Annotated in this window: 20 protein-coding genes; 6 read left to right on the plus strand and 14 right to left on the minus strand. The window is 55.6% G+C overall.

Going from position 1 to position 19,803, the window contains the following annotated elements; all coding sequences use genetic code 11:
- Positions 1–118: 118 nt before the first annotated feature.
- From AACY36_RS06550 to AACY36_RS06570, 5 genes are read right to left on the minus strand one after another with little or no spacing between them, the layout of a single operon-like run.
- Positions 119–2,728, minus strand: coding sequence for a GAP1-N1 domain-containing protein (locus AACY36_RS06550; RefSeq protein ID WP_339496834.1), 2,610 nt, complete (start codon positions 2,726–2,728; stop codon positions 119–121).
- A complete protein-coding gene (locus AACY36_RS06555; protein ID WP_339456604.1) occupies positions 2,721–3,575 on the minus strand; it encodes a TRAFAC clade GTPase domain-containing protein in 855 nt (284 codons plus the stop codon). Before AACY36_RS06555 ends, AACY36_RS06550 begins: the two co-directional genes overlap by 8 nt.
- Positions 3,572–4,603: a TRAFAC clade GTPase domain-containing protein gene (locus tag AACY36_RS06560; protein ID WP_339456602.1), complete on the minus strand. Its 1,032-nt coding sequence runs from the start codon at positions 4,601–4,603 to the stop codon at positions 3,572–3,574. The genes AACY36_RS06555 and AACY36_RS06560 overlap by 4 nt, the downstream gene beginning before the upstream one ends.
- Positions 4,600–5,628: a GTPase-associated system all-helical protein GASH gene (locus AACY36_RS06565; protein WP_339456600.1), complete on the minus strand. Its 1,029-nt coding sequence runs from the start codon at positions 5,626–5,628 to the stop codon at positions 4,600–4,602. Before AACY36_RS06565 ends, AACY36_RS06560 begins: the two co-directional genes overlap by 4 nt.
- Positions 5,628–6,992: a metallophosphoesterase gene (locus AACY36_RS06570; protein ID WP_339456598.1), complete on the minus strand. Its 1,365-nt coding sequence runs from the start codon at positions 6,990–6,992 to the stop codon at positions 5,628–5,630. The genes AACY36_RS06565 and AACY36_RS06570 overlap by 1 nt, the downstream gene beginning before the upstream one ends.
- A gap of 472 nt (positions 6,993–7,464) precedes the next feature.
- Between AACY36_RS06570 and AACY36_RS06575 the strand changes: the two genes are divergently transcribed.
- Positions 7,465–7,803, plus strand: a complete 339-nt coding sequence (locus AACY36_RS06575; RefSeq protein ID WP_339438148.1) for a HopJ type III effector protein — start codon at positions 7,465–7,467, stop codon at positions 7,801–7,803.
- A gap of 185 nt (positions 7,804–7,988) precedes the next feature.
- Here AACY36_RS06575 and trxB read toward each other — a convergent pair whose 3' ends face one another.
- Positions 7,989–8,951: a thioredoxin-disulfide reductase gene (gene trxB, locus AACY36_RS06580; RefSeq protein WP_003176041.1), complete on the minus strand. Its 963-nt coding sequence runs from the start codon at positions 8,949–8,951 to the stop codon at positions 7,989–7,991.
- Between the two features lie 283 nt (positions 8,952–9,234).
- Between trxB and cysZ the strand changes: the two genes are divergently transcribed.
- Together cysZ and AACY36_RS06590 are read left to right on the plus strand one after the other, a co-directional pair.
- Entirely contained in the window at positions 9,235–10,002 is a 768-nt protein-coding gene (gene cysZ / locus AACY36_RS06585; RefSeq protein ID WP_339496835.1) for a sulfate transporter CysZ, read from the plus strand.
- A gap of 54 nt (positions 10,003–10,056) precedes the next feature.
- Positions 10,057–11,259: a glycosyltransferase family 4 protein gene (locus tag AACY36_RS06590; RefSeq protein ID WP_339420549.1), complete on the plus strand. Its 1,203-nt coding sequence runs from the start codon at positions 10,057–10,059 to the stop codon at positions 11,257–11,259.
- On the opposite strand, the gene AACY36_RS06595 is transcribed toward AACY36_RS06590, so the two are convergent.
- The 7 genes from AACY36_RS06595 to rplU form a co-directional block, all read right to left on the minus strand.
- Entirely contained in the window at positions 11,228–12,331 is a 1,104-nt protein-coding gene (locus AACY36_RS06595; RefSeq protein ID WP_339420548.1) for an NADH:flavin oxidoreductase, read from the minus strand. The two genes, AACY36_RS06590 and AACY36_RS06595, sit on opposite strands and share 32 nt — an antisense overlap.
- A 193-nt stretch (positions 12,332–12,524) precedes the next feature.
- A complete protein-coding gene (locus AACY36_RS06600; protein WP_339420547.1) occupies positions 12,525–13,007 on the minus strand; it encodes a glutathione peroxidase in 483 nt (160 codons plus the stop codon).
- Between the two features lie 101 nt (positions 13,008–13,108).
- Positions 13,109–13,573, minus strand: a complete 465-nt coding sequence (locus tag AACY36_RS06605; RefSeq protein WP_065874460.1) for a CreA family protein — start codon at positions 13,571–13,573, stop codon at positions 13,109–13,111.
- 15 nt (positions 13,574–13,588) lie between these two features.
- Positions 13,589–14,707, minus strand: coding sequence for a glutamate 5-kinase (proB, locus tag AACY36_RS06610; protein ID WP_339420551.1), 1,119 nt, complete (start codon positions 14,705–14,707; stop codon positions 13,589–13,591).
- Between the two features lie 111 nt (positions 14,708–14,818).
- Entirely contained in the window at positions 14,819–16,042 is a 1,224-nt protein-coding gene (gene cgtA, locus AACY36_RS06615; protein WP_339420546.1) for an Obg family GTPase CgtA, read from the minus strand.
- A gap of 193 nt (positions 16,043–16,235) precedes the next feature.
- Positions 16,236–16,493, minus strand: coding sequence for a 50S ribosomal protein L27 (gene rpmA / locus AACY36_RS06620; protein WP_003176049.1), 258 nt, complete (start codon positions 16,491–16,493; stop codon positions 16,236–16,238).
- A gap of 34 nt (positions 16,494–16,527) precedes the next feature.
- Entirely contained in the window at positions 16,528–16,842 is a 315-nt protein-coding gene (gene rplU / locus AACY36_RS06625; RefSeq protein ID WP_003176051.1) for a 50S ribosomal protein L21, read from the minus strand.
- A gap of 239 nt (positions 16,843–17,081) precedes the next feature.
- Here rplU and AACY36_RS06630 point away from each other — a divergent pair, with 239 nt between their 5' ends.
- The 3 genes from AACY36_RS06630 (at position 17,082) to AACY36_RS06640 (ending at position 18,978) form a co-directional block, all read left to right on the plus strand.
- Entirely contained in the window at positions 17,082–18,050 is a 969-nt protein-coding gene (locus AACY36_RS06630; RefSeq protein WP_339420545.1) for a polyprenyl synthetase family protein, read from the plus strand.
- A gap of 167 nt (positions 18,051–18,217) precedes the next feature.
- Positions 18,218–18,559: a zinc ribbon domain-containing protein YjdM gene (locus AACY36_RS06635; protein WP_339420544.1), complete on the plus strand. Its 342-nt coding sequence runs from the start codon at positions 18,218–18,220 to the stop codon at positions 18,557–18,559.
- Positions 18,560–18,720: 161 nt separating this feature from the next.
- Positions 18,721–18,978: a PA4570 family protein gene (locus tag AACY36_RS06640; RefSeq protein ID WP_003194088.1), complete on the plus strand. Its 258-nt coding sequence runs from the start codon at positions 18,721–18,723 to the stop codon at positions 18,976–18,978.
- A gap of 154 nt (positions 18,979–19,132) precedes the next feature.
- Here the strand turns inward: AACY36_RS06640 and AACY36_RS06645 are convergent, their stop codons facing one another.
- A complete protein-coding gene (locus AACY36_RS06645) occupies positions 19,133–19,750 on the minus strand; it encodes an FKBP-type peptidyl-prolyl cis-trans isomerase (RefSeq protein ID WP_003176055.1) in 618 nt (205 codons plus the stop codon).
- Positions 19,751–19,803 lie beyond the last annotated feature (53 nt).

Here is a 19,803-nt window from a genome sequence, read left to right on the forward strand (position 1 = left end):
ATTATGCATGAATTAGTACGCTTGCCAACATAACACCCGTAACTGGTGTAAAATTTTTGAGGAGAACCCAAGATGGTAAATGGACGCGATTTCTTGGCGTAGCCGGCATGATAAACGATTACCTTTTGTGTTTGATTTGAGAAATCGTATATCTGACTGATCGACGTTGTTCATCATCTAGGCGCTCAAGATCACTTTCAATTTTCTTTATGTAGTTTTCTCCGTCTTTCGATTTGGCTACTCGATTGAGTATTCTTTCGACCTCACTGCAGCGACATGCAGTAATAGCCAAGTCAACAGGAGCCCAAGAAGATGAAATAAATACGTCTACAAGTTCATTACGTGCGCTTTTACAACGATCCCAATCTACAAAAGGTACAAACTTTAATAGATCGGGCACATCATCGGCCTTTGCAAACTCTCGATAAACAATTGGAAAAAGCACCGCAACAATCGAAGAAACCGGCTCATATCGACAGTGGAGCAAAGTGGGCATTAGTTCGCCGGAGACATTAACAAATTCCTTTCCTAAAACTTTATCTGCATCCATCATTAGTTTCGCACAAGCATTACATGCCGCTTCAGTCAAATTGATATTATGCCGTCCAATTAGCGCATAAGCTATATCTCTCGCGGCTTTAACTATCTGTTGACGGACAGCGAGCGGAGCATTTTCAAATGCGATTAAATTGCGACTAGCTATTTCAAAATTTAATTCTCTAGCCAAACCAGTTCTAATTAAATACTTCGCATCAATCTTATTTCCAATCTCGCCAAAAAGCATACGCAGCGTCTCAGCTTCGTTACCGTCAAATCGACTTTGGAGAAGTTTTTCAAGCGTAGCTTCGGCCAGAGAGGATTTTTGTTCATAATCAAGTATTGAAAAGATCGATCCGATAATTCTGACAAGAGTGTTTATCGGAAGGCCACCGCTCGATATTATTTTGAGCAATTTTTCTAAAGCATTTTTGGGGAGGAGCTCAATCACTTTATTGGCGATGGCATGTGCAGATACTAGTATTGCCAAGTCACGAGCACTGGCGCGCCCCAATACAGCTTTGATCAGCTTATTAGACGCAGTTTGCGACAGACGCTTCTCAGTTAACAACCATGTCAGGTCTTCGCGAGTTGGGCGAACTATGAGCTCCAGCAGCTTGTCTCGCGATATGGATGGCTCAACATTAATTAATACATCTCGAATTACTGAAAGATCGCAAATATTGCTTGCACAATCGACAAGCACTGAGCTTAGTTTTTCCGCCTCGTAACCATTGGCCTCCCCCAACTGCCGTAACGCTGCAATAAACTCTTGCTCATCCAAACCTTTGAATATAGGTATCGCGACTGGAAGGTGACGATCCTCAACCAAATGAGGAAGGAGCGCCCTACCTGCCGCCCGAGCAAGTTTCTGATCTAGCCCTGCAAATGCCATTCCTAATTTTTTAATCAACTCATCATTCGCTGCTATTCGGCGATTGAGCATACTGTTTTGCAATAAAATTCGAGCTATAACATCTGCCGGCGCCGCAATAAGTGCTTGCTCAACTAAAGGCGTTGCCCCTTTCTCTAGACCTAAAACAATACTTGGGGTTAAATCACTGAGTGCTTTCTTAGGGTCTATTTGCTGTAAGAGTTTGACCGCGCCGTCGGGTGCATGCTCCGCGAGATGGGTCGCGAGCAGTCTAATCGCACTCTGGCTAGCAGGCATATCATGGCCCTGCATCTTTCGTGCGATGGCGCCAGTAAAATCCCAAGCATCGTCTGAAGGAATCGTCCTCGCGCGGAGCGCAGCCTCAGTCAAGTGAGGCTCAATAAGTTTTATTGCTGCTGCGTTACTCACCATTCCAGAGTTGGCAATGTCCAATAGCCCCAAAACCGCAGTCGGTGTCTGCAGTAGCTTCTCAAGCAGTTCATTCCAAAGCAAAGTAATCCGTAATGCTGATGAGCTATCCCCCGCATGGCTGCCTAACAACTGAATGTCTTGTTCCGAAAGGAGCTTTGGTACAGATTCTTCAAAAACACGCTTGAAGATAGTACTAGTCCATTTGTGCCGTTCGGGTTGAAGTGAACGCCCGTCCACACGACGTCCGGGCCAATCTGAAAATTTAGACTTAGCATTTAGCGGAGCGAAGACGAGATCCATATCTCGCCCACCTATCTTCCTCGGCGATAAGGCGAACGTTGATAGCGCGAATCGCCGTCGAATTTCAGGCCAAAGAGCGGCGATTAAACGCATGGAGGTTAGTTCGGGATTAGGTGCATCAAATACCACTATCGGCTTGGTATCCTCCAGAAAAAGCGCCTCTAACAGCTCTTTCGCATTGAGTCCAAAAGATGCCCCCCCTCCTACGTTAAGTGATTCATTTAGTTTGGTAGTTACGGCATCTATTGCGCCCGGCAATTCGATCGCATTGAGAAGCTCTAGCACTTGAATGATCAGCGGACTTGAAGCCCAAGTCTGCGCGTCGATGAATATGCTTTTGGTTATAACACAGCCTGCCCTGGGTACAGTAAGGTCTTGCCAAGTTCTAGCAACGACATAGTACTTGCCGCTCGGTAGCGGGTATGCCGAAAGGTAGGGCGCAAATTGTTCCTTTGGACGCAAAGGACCAGCTATGTCAGACATGCGATCAACTACAGCTTGATCATCCTTGGCCAGCGTCACAGAAGACGCAAGCAACTGATGCCCCTTGCGATAACCATGGATTTGGATTTCGGCACTAATCACAGGGTGACAGGCCTACCGCCCAAGCGATGGGGGTCGTGATATCAAAAACCTTCTTCCAACCATTTCCATCGTCCGTTGCAACCCAGCCAAGACCGTCTGGGCCTTCCGTCAGGAAAATCTGCCGGAACTGAGCGTCATTTTTCAGGTCTCCGCCAACACTGCTTAGGCCGAATACTCGAATATCAAGATTCTCTATGTCCATCAGCCTACCGGCAAAAAGGGGATATTCGCGTTCGAGATAGGCCAAGGGGCCTTTTTGAAACACACCTGCATCCACTAAATCCCAAGCAGTGACCACCACTGACAGCCTTGGGCGCTCACCATCGTCACGGTTGGCAAGAGAAATTTCAAGGAAGCGAATCAGTTCGCACAGAACCACTTGGGTAGGAAGGCCTTGCTCATCTTCGTCACCGAGCATTTCTAGCATGCGTCGTGAAGTAACCCAATCCAAGGGACGAACATCTTGATCAGAACCCACTCGTATAAAGAGTAAGGCGCCATCTGCTTCACAGAGTTCCTTCATCCAGTCCAGATCTATTTCATTTTCCACAACAGCATTACGCCAGAGCTCGCCCGAAATGTCGGGTATCACGATCTTGGCTTCTGGTCCACCCGAAGTCTCAGCTACGACAACTTCAAAATCCCGACGAGCCTCACTGTGCTCGGTTCGAGGAACAAAGCCGCCTGCAAATATATGATCTGTGATCTCAAGGACGAACGTGATGTCTTCAGGCTGCTTAACGGCATGCAAGACACCACTCTTGCTATCGAGTGCTCGCCATAAAGGTGCGATGTAATTGGTTTTCCCCGAGTCGGGACCGCCAAGTAGTATGATTGATCTGCTCATCGCTGCCTCCTATAGTTCAAGTAGGCACGATCGCCTTCGGCTGGTTCAGTCGAGCGCCAGAGTATTGGGCGTTCAAGTTTTTGCCCAGCAGTCAAGTTAATCAGATCGGCTATGCCGTATCCCGGCGGAACAGTGTCTGGGTGGTCGGAGAAAGGAGCAACCCCTACAATTTTGGCCTCGGCGCCGCGCCGTGCAAGTTCTGTTTTTAGACGCTTCGCCACACTATCATCGACCGGTTGTAAATCATGGTGAGTTACAACGATTATCAATCGAAGGTCTTGACCATCCAGCATGGTTTTCAATCGGGCAGTAAGCTGACCCACCCGGGCAATAACTCCATGACGCCTCTCGATATCCGCGAGAGATCGACCATCGAGCACAATCCAGATGATCTCTGCTGACTTTAAGAACTCCAATCTATCAGCTTGGGCCGAGCTGACGAGTGCTTGCGTCCATTCACCAGGTATATCAGGGAGCGCGAAATCCACACGCCTTCCGTCCATGCTCCTTATTAGCCTTAGGTGCAAAAAACCTGGACCATGATCATCTGCCAATTCCGTGTGGACAGTCATTTGCTCAGGCGCAGTGCCATTATTCCAGTCACGTGCACCGCGTGCAATTTCGTCGAAAGCAGTCAAACTTTTACTATCTGCAAATGACCAACCTTCTAGCTTTGCGTGCGAGAGGAGTAAGTAGAGGCTGGCCAAACAAGCTGTTTTCCCTGACTCTGGGTCACCAAGAATACCGACCACATTCACATACTTAGTAGCCATCATTGCATTTAGATCTTCCAATCCAAGTGCACGGCTGGATGGAAATGCAGCAGTACTCTTTGGCTGGTTGAGAACCGGCGCGCCAAGTCGCTCGTTGTCAGCCGATACAGCTTTTTCATCATCTTGCAAATTATCAGGTGCGGTTTCAGCTGAATCCTTAGTAGCACGGTTGCTGCAAGTAGCTGGATCGCGTTCGAGCGCGCATACGCCCGTTTCATCAACAGTGCATCCCTCGAATCCGCAAGATCGACTCATAGCTTCGCTTCGCCTTGAATAATCATCTTGACAAGCCCAGCCTCTGATAATGCACGCTCCCCCCATTCAGAAACACGTCGTTTCACGGCCGCACCTGGGTCAGAAGCGTCACTGTTACTCAATGCATAAAGTAGCGGGAAAACTGTCGGATATGCTTCAACTTGGGTGACCGTGAGTGCTTCGCTAAGAGTCGTACGCTCCTCACCGATGACCTCGAGTAGATCCTGAGCATTGAGTTCTGGATCTAGATCCAATGTTCTAAGAACGAGCTCACGATGCACTTCACACGGAAACCGGCGAAGCAGGGTTGCTGCTTCAATCCCAGTCGCCACTATTCGTAACGGTTCGGGGATGCTGGAAAGCTGCTTTTTGAGCAACCGACTGCGGTTTAATTGCGCCCACCACAAAAAGTCCAGCTCCTCTCGATCCAACGTAGAGTTACGGCGAAGTGAGTTTACCGTGCTGGCCATCGCCTCTTTAACGTTATGAGTCGGTTTGCCCCCTTCCTCAATAGCAATTTCCACTTCAGCTGGATCGGGGACTTTTGAACGCTCTCGGGCCTTCTCGCTCGCGGCGTTGCACCAGTCTGTAGCAACTGTTAGAACCTCGCGCCGGAGATTTTCGCGTCGGACATCCTCAAGAACAGGTTGATATGCTAATGCTGACTGCAGCGCAGCAGCGTAGAGATCAAGGATGCTCCACCCATGGTTGCTAGGGCTTCCACTCAGCATGGATACCACAGCCATACCCGTACACACACCAACATCCAGTGGGCGTTCATCAAACAGATACGAGGATGATTTTTTTTGGATTACCCCTTGGACTTCAGTACCGAGCTCTGAAGAAGGATAGCCGTCACCACCAAGGGCCTTCGCTACGTCCGCCGCCTTGGCAATGATTTTCGAAACGTTATCTACTTTCTTCCAACTGGTAGCAAGGCTGGTCGCCGCTGAACGCCGGGAGTTCACGTCGTCATCGTTTACGGAAACTCCGGAAATTCGCATATGTAGTGCAATATTATCCATTACTTTTGCCCGTCCTTACGCTCACTAATCAATTGGTCGATCATCATTTCCACCCGGTTCAGCTTTCCTTTGCGTACAAGCATGTCGAACAATTTTCGTTCCAACCCTTGGGACATAGGTTCATTGAAGTTGTTTTGGAGTGCATCCAATTCAACGAGTATGCGCAATCGTTCGCTTTCCAACAGATCGCGAAAGAATCTGAGGCGAGCAGTCTCATAACCTTCTGCCATCGGCTCCATGGACTGATGCTCCTCACCTGAAGGTTCCATTGGAATCATCTCGATGATAGGCCCAGCGGTATATTCACTCGCGGCTACAGGCTGACTACCACAGGATTGCGCCGATAGGGAAGTCTCAGGGCGGGCTGCTTTTCGAAAAGATGGGCAGGCAAGCCGGAATTGCGGATTTTCTCCCCCCAGCCGCTTATGATCCGCCTCGAAGCACGTCCGCTGAGCATTCCATGCTCGTGGATGCATGGTTACCAACAGCCCATCGTTCTCAGAATCCCATTCGAACTCGATGATGTTGTAGGTGAAGGTGTAGACGTCATTGGACTTGAAGGGAACGGTAGCCCCAGCTGCGAGCATCATAACGTCACTACCCGACTCGACGTTGTCAATCGATACTCTTGGGTTGTGTTCATGGCCAGAAATGAAAACTCTGGCTCGGCTGCGTATGTAATTTCGAACTTGCTCTTGATCCTTGTACCAATTCAGAGGGTGATGAACCAACACAATATTTTCCACGCCATCCGTGCGAGGAATGGTGAACTGGCGTTCGCCTATCATTAGCTCAGGATGTTCATCGCGCTCTTTACCATGGCAAAGAAGGGAGGAATTGAGCCTAATGAAGCGTATCGCTCTCCCTGGGGCGAGGCTGACCTCCATCTCTGAAGCATATGCCCCCTCGTTATTGAGAGGGCAATCGTACCCAAAACTGAACCGGTCGTAGTCTTCAAACCGGACAAATAGCGCCGCTCGGTCCGTAGCGTTGTTTAGGATCTCTTCGTACTCCTTCGCTCCGCCGGCACGAATGTGATCGAGGATCTGCTTTCCTGCATACGACAGCTTTTCACGGTCCAGATCATGGTTACCTGGTACCATTTGTACGCGATGGATCTCGACGCCTATGTTCTCGGCTAGCCGATCTAACCAAACACCAGCTTCTTCATATTCAGCCCATTTTCCCGACTGTGCTATGTCACCTGTTACCAAAATGCCGTGAGCGACCCCACCTGCGATACTCGAGACGACGGCCTTGGCGTCTGTGATCAGTTGCTGCTTCACGTCAGCATGAATGTAAACTTTGTCATCTTTTTCTTGACCGAAATGAATATCGGACACGTGAACAAAAACTGCAGGCATAAGCTCCCCCCCGGCATGCGGTCCCTGGATGCATAGGGGCACTATGATATCAAAGAAAAAAAATTTATCTGAAGTTATATATGATCCCGGACAGCTCTATTCGCTATTGAGCATCTCCGGGGCGTTCCACAGGCTTGACGAATAAGTCCTCTTAGATCTGAGCGCACTCGAAATGCCCATTTGAGGTTGTGCTGAAGCCTCCGGACTCGGCCTAAAGTTGTGGCATTTTTGCCATTACACGTGCTTTTTTACACAGGCCGGGTTGGATTAGGCCTGCCATAGCAACGACGTATCTTGTTCAAGTACAACTCAAATGTCAGGTCAGTTCGACTACAAGTGTCAAGCCCATGCGATTACCCAGCCTGCATGTGGCTCGCAATGACCTAAAAAAATACAAAAACAGTTACGATCTATAAGTGCTTGAATACTTTAGTGATTATTACATGTAACAGTTAATAAGGAGCCATATGCCATGACTGATTTGAACACCCTGCGCGTTAGCCTCAACAGTGGCGAACATGTGTTTGCCGATACCTTGGCGTTTGTTGCTGCTGGTTACGACTACCAGCCGCAGGCCTTCACCAACGGCCATGTAGAAAATGCGGCCGGGCAGAATGAGGGTTCGTGCAAGACACTGGGTTTGGCCCTGCTGGAAAGTCTGAGCGATCAGGAAGCGCTGCTGGCTTTTGGCGAGCATTACCGTTCGGTGGTGGCGACGCCTGAGGGCAGCGACCACGGCAACATCCGCGCACTGATCGCGCATGGCCTGGCCGGCGTGAAGTTCACCGCACAACCCCTGACACGCCGCTGATTCAATCTAGAAACCCGTTCACTGGGGGAGCCGGGCTTGCCCGCGATGGCGATGGTGACTGATACGCCGCTATCGCAGGCAAGCCAGCTCCCACAAGGACTGGGTTAACACTTCATGACCTGGGTGTTAGTTGAATCGCGGACATAAAAAACCGGCCTCACAGCCGGTTTTTTAGTTCAACGGGGTCAGAACGAAGCGTTCTGCAGGCCGTCCAGGTAACGCTCGGCATCCAGTGCCGCCATGCAACCGGCGCCGGCCGAGGTGATGGCCTGGCGGTAAACGTGGTCGGCTACGTCACCGGCAGCGAAGATACCTTCGATGTTGGTGGCGGTGGCGTTGCCTTCACGGCCGCCCTGCACCACCAGATAACCGTCTTTGGCTTCCAGCACGCCTTCGAACAGCGAGGTGTTCGGGGTGTGGCCGATGGCGATGAACACGCCGTCGACTTTCAGTTCGTCAAAGCTGCCGTCATTGTTTTTCAGACGGGCGCCGGTCACGCCCATGTTGTCGCCCAGGACTTCGTCCAGGGTGGCGTTGAGCTTGAGGATAATCTTACCTTCAGCGACACGGGCGTGCAGCTTGTCGATCAGGATCTTCTCGGCGCGGAAGGTCTCGCGGCGGTGAACCAGGGTCACGGTGCTGGCGATGTTCGCCAGGTACAGCGCCTCTTCCACGGCCGTGTTGCCGCCGCCGACCACGGCGACCGGTTTGTTGCGATAGAAGAAACCATCGCAGGTCGCGCAGGCGGATACGCCCTTGCCCATGAACGCTTCTTCCGATGGCAGGCCCAGGTAGCGGGCGCTGGCACCAGTGGCGATGATCAGCGCGTCACAGGTGTATACGCCGCTGTCGCCGGTCAGGCTGTAAGGCTTTTTCGAGAAGTCGACTTTGTTGATGTGATCAAACACGATTTCGGTTTCAAAGCGCTCGGCGTGTTCTTTCATACGCTCCATCAGCACCGGGCCGGTGAGGCCATGGACGTCGCCCGGCCAGTTGTCGACTTCGGTGGTGGTGGTCAACTGACCACCCGCCTGCATGCCGGTGATCAGCAGCGGCTTGAGGTTGGCCCGGGCAGCGTAGACAGCAGCGCTATAACCGGCAGGGCCGGAACCGAGAATAATCACTCGCGAATGACGGGTATCAGACATGACTCACTCCTATCGACCGCCCGGACTACAAGGCGGCTGGAATAAAAAAGGGACCACGAAGCACTTGGGGAAGGCTTGAACTCGCAGACCCTGAAAAATAATGGGTGCAGCGTATCGAGGGGGGCAAGATTAAGGAAATACGGAATAACAATCCAGCTCATAGGTGGTCTCTATGCAGTCGGCTTGGTCCATCGACACGTTTGTTACCGCTGATGTCGCCGCTTTCGCCTAAGGTGCAAAGTCGGTAAGGTCGGCGCGTTCGCCCCTTTGCTCGGAGTTCTCCATGCCCGACCCTGCTCTTTCCGGCCCGCAATACCTGCGTGAAGGCCTCAAACTGGTGTTGAGCCCTGGCCTGCGCCTGTTTGTTTTGCTACCGCTGGCGATCAACCTGGTGCTGTTCGTCGGCTTGATCTATTTCGCCGGTCATCAATTCAGTTTGTGGGTCGACCATTTGATGCCGACGCTGCCGAGCTGGCTGAGTTTTCTGAATTACCTCATCTGGCCTCTGTTTGTGGTGCTAGTGGTGCTGATGGTGTTTTTCACCTTCACCATGCTGGCCAACATCATCGCCGCGCCCTTTAACGGCTTTCTCTCGGAGAAGGTCGAAGTGGTGGTACGTGGCACGGACGATTTTCCGGCCTTCAGCTGGGGCGAGTTGGTCGCCATGGTCCCGCGCACGCTGGCCCGGGAAATGCGCAAGCTGGGCTACTTCCTGCCACGGGCCATCGGCTTGTTTATCCTGTCGTTCATTCCGGTGGTCAACCTGATCGCCGCGCCACTATGGCTGTTGTTTGGCGTGTGGATGATGGCGATCCAGTACATCGACTACCCGGCAGACAACCACAAGCTGGGCTGGAACGAGATGCTCGCCTGGCTGCGCCAGAAACGTTGGCAGAGCATGAGTTTCGGCGGCATCGTCTACCTGGTGCTGCTGGTGCCAGTGGTCAACCTGCTGATGATGCCGGCGGCAGTAGCCGGGGCCACGTTGTTCTGGGTGCGAGAGCAAGGTGCCGAAGCGATGGCGCAGCCGAAAAAAGTGACCCAGTCATAAATCCATCATGCCGATGACACAATGACGACATGGCCCACGGCGACACTGTGGGTCATGATGACAGCCTCGCTTCACATCACTCTGATTACCGAAACCTTCCCGCCAGAGATCAACGGGGTGGCCAATACCCTTGGCCGCTTGTGCGAGGGTTTGCGGGCGCGCGGCCATCAAGTCGAGCTGGTGCGCCCGCGCCAGGGCGTCGACCAGAGCCGCCCCAGCGACGATGAGTTGCTGCTGTGCCGTGGCTGGCCGCTACCCGGGTACCCGGGCCTGCAATGGGGACAGTCGTCGATGCACAAATTGCTGCGACGCTGGACCCGTCAGCGTCCGGACGTGCTGTACATCGCCACCGAAGGGCCATTGGGTCTCTCTGCCCTGCGCGCCGCGCGGCGCCTGGGGATCAGCGTGGTCAGTGGCTTTCATACCAATTTCCAGCAGTACTCGAACCAATACGGCTTGAGCATGCTGAGCCGAATGGTCACTCACTACCTACGCTGGTTTCATAACCGTTCGACCTTGACCCTGGTGCCCAGCGCCAGCCAGCGCCTGGAGTTGGAGCGCAGGCATTTCGAGCGTCTGGGGATGTTGTCACGCGGGGTGGACAGCCAGTTGTTCCACCCGGCCAGACGCGACAACGCGCTGCGGGAAAGCTGGGCATTGAACAGTGAGCAAACTGCCGTGCTCTACGTAGGCAGACTTGCGCAGGAGAAGAACCTGGGATTGCTCAAACGTTGCTTTGAGACGTTGCAGGACACTTATCCCCAGTGTCAGATGAAGCTGATCATCGTCGGCGATGGCCCGCAACGGGCGATGATGGAAAAGGAACTGCCGGAAGCGATCTTTTGCGGCACCTTGCGAGGCGAGGAACTGGCGCGGCATTACGCGTCAGGCGATGTGTTCCTGTTCCCCAGCCTGACCGAAACCTTCGGCAACGTGGTGTTGGAGGCGATGGCCTCGGGCTTGGGTGTGGTGGCCTACGATCAGGCGGCTGCGACCCAGCATATTCGCCATGGCTACAACGGTGTGCTGGCGATGCCGGGAGATGAGAATGCGTTTTGTGAGGCCGCTAACTGGTTACTGGAGGACGCAGAAAGCTTGCGCCGCATGCGCCTGAATGCCCGTCAGCATGCGAGCCGCCAGGGTTGGCCGGCGATTATCGAACAGTTTGAGCGCCAACTGCGCGGGGTATGCAAGGACGGGCCCCCAGTGCCCGCCCTGTCGCCGCTTACACCAGGGTCGTCAACGCCTCACGACTGAATGGCAGGATATCGCTCTCCCGGCCTTCGCGCACTTTCACGGCCCAATCCGGATCAACCAGCAGTGCGCGGCCCACGGCGACCAGGTCGAACTCGTCGTTGTTCAGGCGCTCCAGCAGTTTCTCAAGACTGGCCGGTTGCGCGACCTTGTCGGTGTTGACCATGAACTGCAGGAACTCGCCATCCAGGCCCACGCTGCCCACGGTAATGGTCGGCTTACCGCTGAGCTTGCGGGTCCAACCGGCCAGGTTGAGGTTGGAGCCTTCAAACTCCGGTTCCCAGAAGCGACGGGTGGAGCAGTGGAAAATGTCCACACCGGCGTCAGACAACGGCTTGAGGAACTCGCCCAACGCTTCCGGGGTTTGCACCAGGCGAGCGGTGTAGTCCTGCTGTTTCCACTGGGAGAAACGGAAGATGATCGGAAAGTCCGGGCCAACTGCGGCGCGGGTGGCCTCGATCAGCTCGATCGCAAAGCGCGAACGGTTGGCCAGACTGCCACCGTATTCGTCGGTGCGCTGGTTGCTGCCTTCCCAGAAGAACTGGTCCACCAGGTAGCCGTGGGCGCCGTGGATCTCTACACCGTCCATGCCGATGCTCTGGGCATCCCTGGCGGCCTGGGCGAAAGCGTTGATCACTTCTTTGATGTCCTGAGTGGTCATGCCGTGGACGACCACGTTGCCATCCTTGAGTTTTTCCATCGGGCCATAGGCTGGCACGCTGGCATCTGGCTCGGTGCCGATACGACGCACGCTGCCTACGTGCCACAATTGCGGAACGATCTTGCCACCTTCAGCGTGCACCGCGTCGACTACCTTCTTCCAGCCAGCCAGGGCGGCTTCACCGTAGAAATGCGGGACATTGGGGTAGCCGTTTGAGGCTTGATGGCCGACCACCGTACCTTCGGTGATGATCAGGCCCACGCCTGCGGCGGCGCGGCGACGGTAGTACTCGATCACGTTGGAATTAGGGACGCCACCCGGGGAGAACGAGCGGGTCATCGGCGCCATGACCACGCGCGTCGACAGTTGCAATGCACCGAGCTGGAACGGTTTGAACAAGGCTTGGACAGGCATGGGAGCACTCCACGGGAGACTTAGTTTATGACGCAGATAATATGGGGAGTGCGCAGCGCTGAGTAGCACTATTGATCCGAGTGATTAAGGGGTATGAAAGCAGTCAGTAGCTACACGCTTGAAGCTGCAAGAGGAGCGCTGGCGCTTATTCTTGCGGCTTCAACTTGAGACTTGAAGCTACACCGGAAGGGGTTCAGCTCAGGGCTTTTTCGATGGCCTGGACGATCGTCGGATCATCCGGCGCTGTACGCGGCGAAAAGCGCGCGAGCACCCGGCCGTCTTTACCCAGCAGGAATTTTTCGAAATTCCACGTGATATCCCCGGGGAACTCGGCGCCCTCACCTGCCAGCAAGCGGTACAGTTGATGCCGATCAGGGCCGTTGACCTCGAGCTTGCTGCCCAGCGGGAACGTTACCCCGTAGTTCAGGCTGCAGAACGCCTGGATCTCTTCCTCAGTACCCGGCTCCTGGCCGGCAAACTGATTGCACGGCAAGCCAAGTACGGTAAAGCCCTGGCCCTTGTACTGCTGGTAGAGTTTTTCCAACGCGGCGTATTGCGGGGTCAAACCACATTTGGAGGCCACGTTGACCACCAACACCACTTGCCCCTTTAAGGGCGCAAGCGGCAGCTCGTGTCCGTCCAACGCTTTGAGTTTCAGGTCGTGGAAAGCACTCATGACGAACTCCAGATATCCCATATTCTTCGCATTGCGGCGCTTCGAGATTACAGCCCGCAAGCCTGCAATCATAGACGCCGATTGCAAAACTCGCCTACGGGTTACTGAGCGGTCGGCCAGGGCAAAATCGGAATCGCCGTCACGGCGTTCTGCGGGCTGCCTTCGATCAGTCGGTCGCTGTACACCAGGTACACCAGGGTATTGCGCTTCTTGTCGAGGAAACGCACCACCTGCATGGTCTTGAACACCAGCGAGGTGCGCTCCTTGAACACTTCGTCGCCATCCTTGAGCTCGCCCTTGAAGCGGATCGGCCCTACCTGACGGCAGGCGATCGAGGCTTCGGCGCGGTCTTCAGCCAGGCCCAGGCCGCCTTTGACGCCGCCGGTCTTGGCGCGCGAGAGGTAGCACGTCACGCCGTCGACCTTGGGGTCATCAAACGCTTCGACCACGATCCGGTCGTTGGGGCCGACAAACTTGAACACCGTCGACACCTGGCCGACTTCCTCGGCGGACGCCAGCAGCGGCATGGCCAACAGCAGGCCGAGCATTCCCTTCATTAAACGCATCGTGTATTCCTTTGGTTAGACCAGGATCAGGTTGTCGCGGTGCACCAGTTCAGGTTCCGCCATGTAACCCAATAGTCCGACAATCGCATCAGAGGATTGTCCAATGATTTTCTGCGCTTCAAGGGCGCTGTAGTTGGCCAGGCCACGGGCAATTTCACGACCGTCCGGCGCAACGCAGACCACCATCTCGCCACGGCGGAAGCTGCCCTGCACCAATTTGACGCCCACCGGCAGCAGGCTCTTGTTGCCTTGGGACAACGCTGATACGGCCCCCTCGTCCAGCACCAGCGTGCCTCGGGTTTGCAGATGACCGGCCAGCCACTGTTTGCGCGCCGCCAGCATGCCGCGTTCCGGCGACAACAGGGTGCCGATGCGCTCACCGGCCTTGAGGCGGTCCAGTACGTGCTCCAGGCGCCCGCCGACGATGATGGTGTGCGCGCCGGAACGTGCGGCCAGGCGTGCGGCACGCAGTTTGGTCTGCATGCCGCCACGGCCCAGGGCGCCGCCGACACTGCCGGCCACGGCGTCCAGCGCCGGATCATCGGCGCGCGCTTCGTAGATAAGCTGGGCGTCAGGGTTATTGCGCGGGTCGGCGTCGAACATGCCGTCGCGGTCGGTAAGAATGACCAGCAGGTCGGCTTCCACCAGGTTGGCTACCAGGGCGGCCAGGGTGTCGTTGTCACCGAAGCGGATTTCGTCGGTGACCACCGTGTCGTTTTCGTTGATGACCGGGATGACCTTGAGCTCCACCAGCGCACGCAGGGTGCTGCGGGCGTTGAGGTAGCGCTTGCGGTCGGACAGGTCGTCGTGGGTCAGCAGGATCTGCGCCGTGTGGCGACCGTGCTCGGCAAAGCTGGATTCCCAGGCTTGCACCAGGCCCATCTGGCCGATGGCAGCGGCGGCTTGCAGCTCGTGCATCGCGCTGGGTCGCGCGGTCCAGCCGAGACGGCTCATCCCGGCAGCAACGGCCCCGGACGACACCAGCACCAACTCGACGCCTGCTTCATGCAAGGCCACCATCTGCTCGACCCAGACGCTCATGGCTGCGCGATCCAGACCTTTGCCATCCGCCGTCAGCAGCGCACTTCCGATCTTTACGACCCAGCGCTGCGCACCTGTCACTTTGCTCCGCATCATCTTCAACCCTAGAGTGATGGCTGCGCGACCCAGCGCCGCCCATAACGTTATACCCAGATACTAAAACGCCGCTCTAAAAGGAGCGGCGTTCAAGTTTATCGCAACAGATCAGTCGCGCACGTAAATGATTTCCGGACCGTCGTCATCATCCACGTCTTCTTCGTCCCAATCATCGTCGCCGATGTCATGGACCGACTTCACGCCGCTGCGGCGCAGGGCACGCTGGTCGTCCAGGGCCTGCAACTGGGCACGGGCTTCGTCTTCGACCTGCTGATCGAGTTCAGCCAGTTCGGCCTTGAACACCGGGTCGGCCGCAAGGCGGTCGGCACGGTCTTCGAGGTAGCGCATGATGTCGCGGGTCAGGCGCTCGGTGCCTTCTTTGGCGATAGCCGAGATCACGTAGACCGGGCCAGTCCATTCCAGGCGGTCAACGATTTCCTTGACGCGCTCTTCGTGCTCTTCTTCGAGGATCTGGTCGCACTTGTTCAGCACCAACCAGCGATCACGCTCGGCCAGGGCCGGGCTGAACTTGGTCAGTTCGCTGACGATCACTTCGGCGGCGTCCGGTGCACTGGTGTCATCCAGCGGCGCCATGTCGACGAGGTGCAGCAGCAAACGGGTACGCGACAAGTGCTTGAGGAAGCGAATCCCCAGGCCAGCACCGTCGGAAGCACCTTCGATCAGGCCAGGAATGTCGGCGACCACGAAGCTTTTCCAACGGTCGACACTGACCACGCCCAGGTTAGGTACCAGGGTGGTGAACGGGTAGTCGGCGACCTTCGGCTTGGCGGCCGATACTGAGCGAATGAAGGTACTTTTACCGGCATTTGGCAGGCCCAACAGACCTACGTCGGCGAGGACTTTCATTTCCAGTTTTAGGTCACGCTGCTCGCCCGGCTTGCCTGGCGTGGTCTGGCGTGGCGCGCGGTTGGTACTGGACTTGAATCGGGTGTTACCCAGACCGTGCCAGCCGCCCTGCACAACCATCAGCTTCTGGCCGGCCTTGGTCAGGTCGCCAATCACTTCCTGGGTGGCCGAGTCGATGATCGTGGTGCCAACCGGTACGCGCAGTACCAGGTCTTCGCCTTTTTTACCGGTGCAGTCGGTGCTGCCGCCGTTGGAGCCACGCTCGGCATCAAAGTGCCGGGTGTAACGGTAGTCGACCAGGGTGTTGAGGTTTTCGTCGGCCATCATGTAGATGGAACCGCCGTCACCGCCATCACCGCCGTTAGGGCCACCGTTTTCGATGAATTTTTCGCGACGGAAACTCATGCAACCGTTACCGCCGTCGCCTGCTTTTACTCGGATGGAAACTTCATCAACGAACTTCATAACAAAACGCCTCTCGCCGCACGGACGAGCTTAAGAAACCAAGACATAAGACTCTTGCAAAAATGAGCGCAGCGACCTCAATCAACGACCGCACATCCCGCGCCTGAGCCCATTACAAACAGCTTTGCAAGAGACTCACCCCACAAACGAAAAAGCCCCGTCGCGAGACAGGGCTTTTCCAGCGATCTCGCAGTTAAGCTGCGACAACGCTCACGTAACGGCGGTTGAACGCGCCTTTTACTTCAAACTTGATCACGCCTTCGATTTTAGCGAAGAGGGTGTGATCTTTACCCATGCCAACACCGTAACCGGCGTGGAATTGGGTGCCGCGCTGACGCACGATGATGTTGCCCGGAATGATTTTCTGGCCGCCATACATCTTAACGCCAAGGCGTTTGGCTTCTGAGTCGCGACCGTTACGGGTACTACCACCAGCTTTTTTGTGTGCCATGAGTCAATTCTCCTAGTGAGGAATTAGGCTGAAATTAAGCCTGAATACCGGTGATTTTGATCTCGGTGTACCACTGGCGGTGGCCCATACGTTTCATGTGGTGCTTACGACGACGGAACTTGATGATGCGGACTTTATCGTGACGACCTTGGGAGATCACTTCAGCCACAACGGTAGCGCCAGCAACAACTGGAGCGCCGATGTTCACGTCATCGCCATTGGCGACCAACAGAACGCGATCAAAAGTAACGGATTCGCCGGTAGCGATTTCCAGTTTTTCGATCTTCAGGTATTCACCTGGGGCGACTTTGTATTGCTTGCCACCAGTAACAATTACTGCGTACGACATGGTATTTCTCCGATAATCCTGCTCACCCAGCGCTTTATAAGAAGAGGTATTGGCTGGCATGGCTGCATGGGATGGACGTCCCGAATGCAATTGCGTAAGGCAGGTGCTGCCCAGGAAGTTCAGGGTGCGCGATTGTACGCAAGGCTTTGACGCGTTGCAAGTGGCCGTCTATCGCGCCTTGACACCCGGGGGCCTGGGTCCTAGCATGCCGCGCAACCCTTCTGGAGCGACTGTCGCTGATGCAACCCCAAGCTTTCTACCGCGCGGTCGCGGACGATTTTAGCGCCGTCGACGGCATCATCAAGAAGCAGCTGACTTCTAAAGTGCCGCTGGTCTCCAAAATTGGCGACTATATTACGTCGGCGGGCGGTAAACGCCTGCGTCCTTTATTAGTGTTGCTGTGCGGCAAGGCCCTGGGTCGCGAAGGCGATGACCTGCGCCTGCTGGCGGCCACTATCGAGTTCCTGCACACCGCCACCCTGCTGCATGACGACGTGGTCGACATGTCCGGCATGCGCCGTGGCCGCGAGACCGCCAATGCCATGTGGGGCAATGCGCCTAGCGTACTGGTGGGCGACTTCCTGTACTCGCGCTCGTTTGAAATGATGGTTGAACTTGGCTCGATGCCGGTGATGAAAATTCTTTCACAGGCCACGCGCATCATCGCCGAGGGCGAAGTGCTGCAACTGTCGAAGGTCCGGGACGCCAGCACCACCGAAGAAACCTACATGGAAGTGATTCGCGGCAAAACCGCGATGCTCTTCGAAGCCTCCACACACAGCGCCGCTGCACTGTGTGGCGCGACGGCCGAACAGTCCGAAGCCCTGCGCACGTTTGGCGACCACCTGGGCGTAGCCTTCCAACTGGTGGACGACCTGCTCGACTACCTTGGCGACGCAGAGACCTTGGGCAAGAACGTCGGCGACGACCTGGCCGAAGGCAAGCCGACCTTGCCGCTGATCTACACCATGCGCGAAGGCACGCCGGAACAGGCCGCCTTGGTGCGCAAGGCGATCCAGAAAGGCGGGATCGAAGACCTGGAGGCCATCCGTGCCGCCGTCGAGGCGTCAGGCTCGCTGGCGTACACCGCGCAGTTGGCGCGTGATTATGTCGCCCGTGCGATCAAGTGCCTGGACGCCCTGCCGGCCAGTGAATACCGGGACGCCCTGGTTGAGCTGAGTGAGTTTGCGGTCGCACGTACGCACTGATACTGCCCGGTTTCATGTGGGAGCTGGCTTGCCAGCGATGACTTTAGTGAGTTCACTGCCGCTATCGCAGGCAAGCCAGCTCCCACAGAGTTCTGCGGCGCCCCAACCTTGCGATAAACCCTATATAATGTGCGACTTTTAGCCATCCTGACTTTTAAGGAGCTTTAGTGAGCACGTTGCCACCCTGCCCGAAATGCAACTCCGAATACACCTACGAAGACGGCACCCAGCTGATCTGCCCGGAATGCGCCCATGAGTGGTCCGCCAATGGCGAGGCCGAAGCGGCCAGCGACGAAACCGTGAAGAAAGACTCCGTCGGCAATGTGCTGCAGGACGGCGACACCATCACCGTGATCAAGGACCTCAAGGTCAAGGGCACCTCCCTAGTGGTCAAGGTCGGCACCAAGGTCAAGAACATCCGCCTGTGCGACGGCGACCACGATATCGATTGCAAGATCGACGGTATCGGCCCGATGAAGCTCAAGTCCGAGTTCGTGCGCAAAGTCTGAATATGCTACCTCCATCCCGCGCCCGCCGCGGGATGGCGTTTCGCCCTCTACGTTGAGCCTACGCAATATCCACACAGAAAAAACCAGAAACCGCCAATAGTCACTTGCTATTCTACGAATAAGAATTATTCTCATTGAAACCCATCAAGGAGATGCGACCCATGACTTATTTGATAGATGCCTGGCTGGACCGCCCACACCCTTACCTGCGGATCCTGCATCGGGAAACCGGCGAAGTCTGTGCGGTACTGGAAGAAGAAGCCCTGAATGAACTGCAGGATCAGGGTGACCTGGACGTCAACGGGCTGAGTTCAAGTGAACCTGGCGTGTTGAAGGAAGTGGTGCGCAATCTGTTTCTGTTCTGCTATGCCCGAGCGTTGCGCCCGGCCACGGAGCTCAATGGCAAGTTTCATCCATGAGCGACACTACAAGCCATGAATGCACCGGCCTGATGTGGGAGTCGGCGGTTCGACTTGCCCACGATGCAGACGACTCGGTCAACCTTGCTACCGAGGTGATGCTATCGCAGGCAAGCCAGCTCCCACATCAAGCTGGCGTCAATGCTACCCAGTCTTACAGAACGTCGAGCAGTTCGACGTCGAACACCAGAACGCTGTGCGGCGGGATGCTGCCAACGCCTTGAGCGCCGTAAGCCAGTTCGCTCGGCACATACAGACGCCATTTACTGCCGGCATTCATCAATTGCAGGGCTTCGGTCCAACCGGCGATCACGCCGCCAACAGGGAATTCTGCAGGCTGGCCGCGCTCATAGGAGCTGTCGAACACAGTGCCGTCGATCAGGGTGCCGTGGTAGTGAGTACGCACTTGGTCTTCACGGGTTGGCTTGGCGCCATCACCTGCGGTCAGCACTTCGAATTGCAGGCCGGAAGCCAGGGTGGTGATGCCATCACGCTTGGCGTTTTCAGCCAGGAACGCCAGGCCGGCGCCCGCTGCGGCTTCAGCCTTGGCAGCCGCTTCGGCTTGCATGATTTCGCGGATCACTTTGAAGCTGGCGGCCATCTGCTCTTGGTCCACACGGCTTGGCTTGCCGGCGAAGGCGTCGGTCAGGCCGGCCAGGATCGCGTCAAGGCTCACGCCCGGCGGCGGGTTATCGCGCAGTTGGTCACCCAACTGACGGCCAATACCGTAGCTGACGCGGGTTTCGTCGGTGGACAGATTAACTTCGGACATGAAGAGGCTCCGCTGTAGGAAGACACCGAAAAAGCTGCATGAGCGCTGCGCTT

This window comes from Pseudomonas sp. EA_15y_Pfl1_P101 (assembly GCF_963970835.1).
Lineage (GTDB): Bacteria > Pseudomonadota > Gammaproteobacteria > Pseudomonadales > Pseudomonadaceae > Aquipseudomonas > Aquipseudomonas tritici.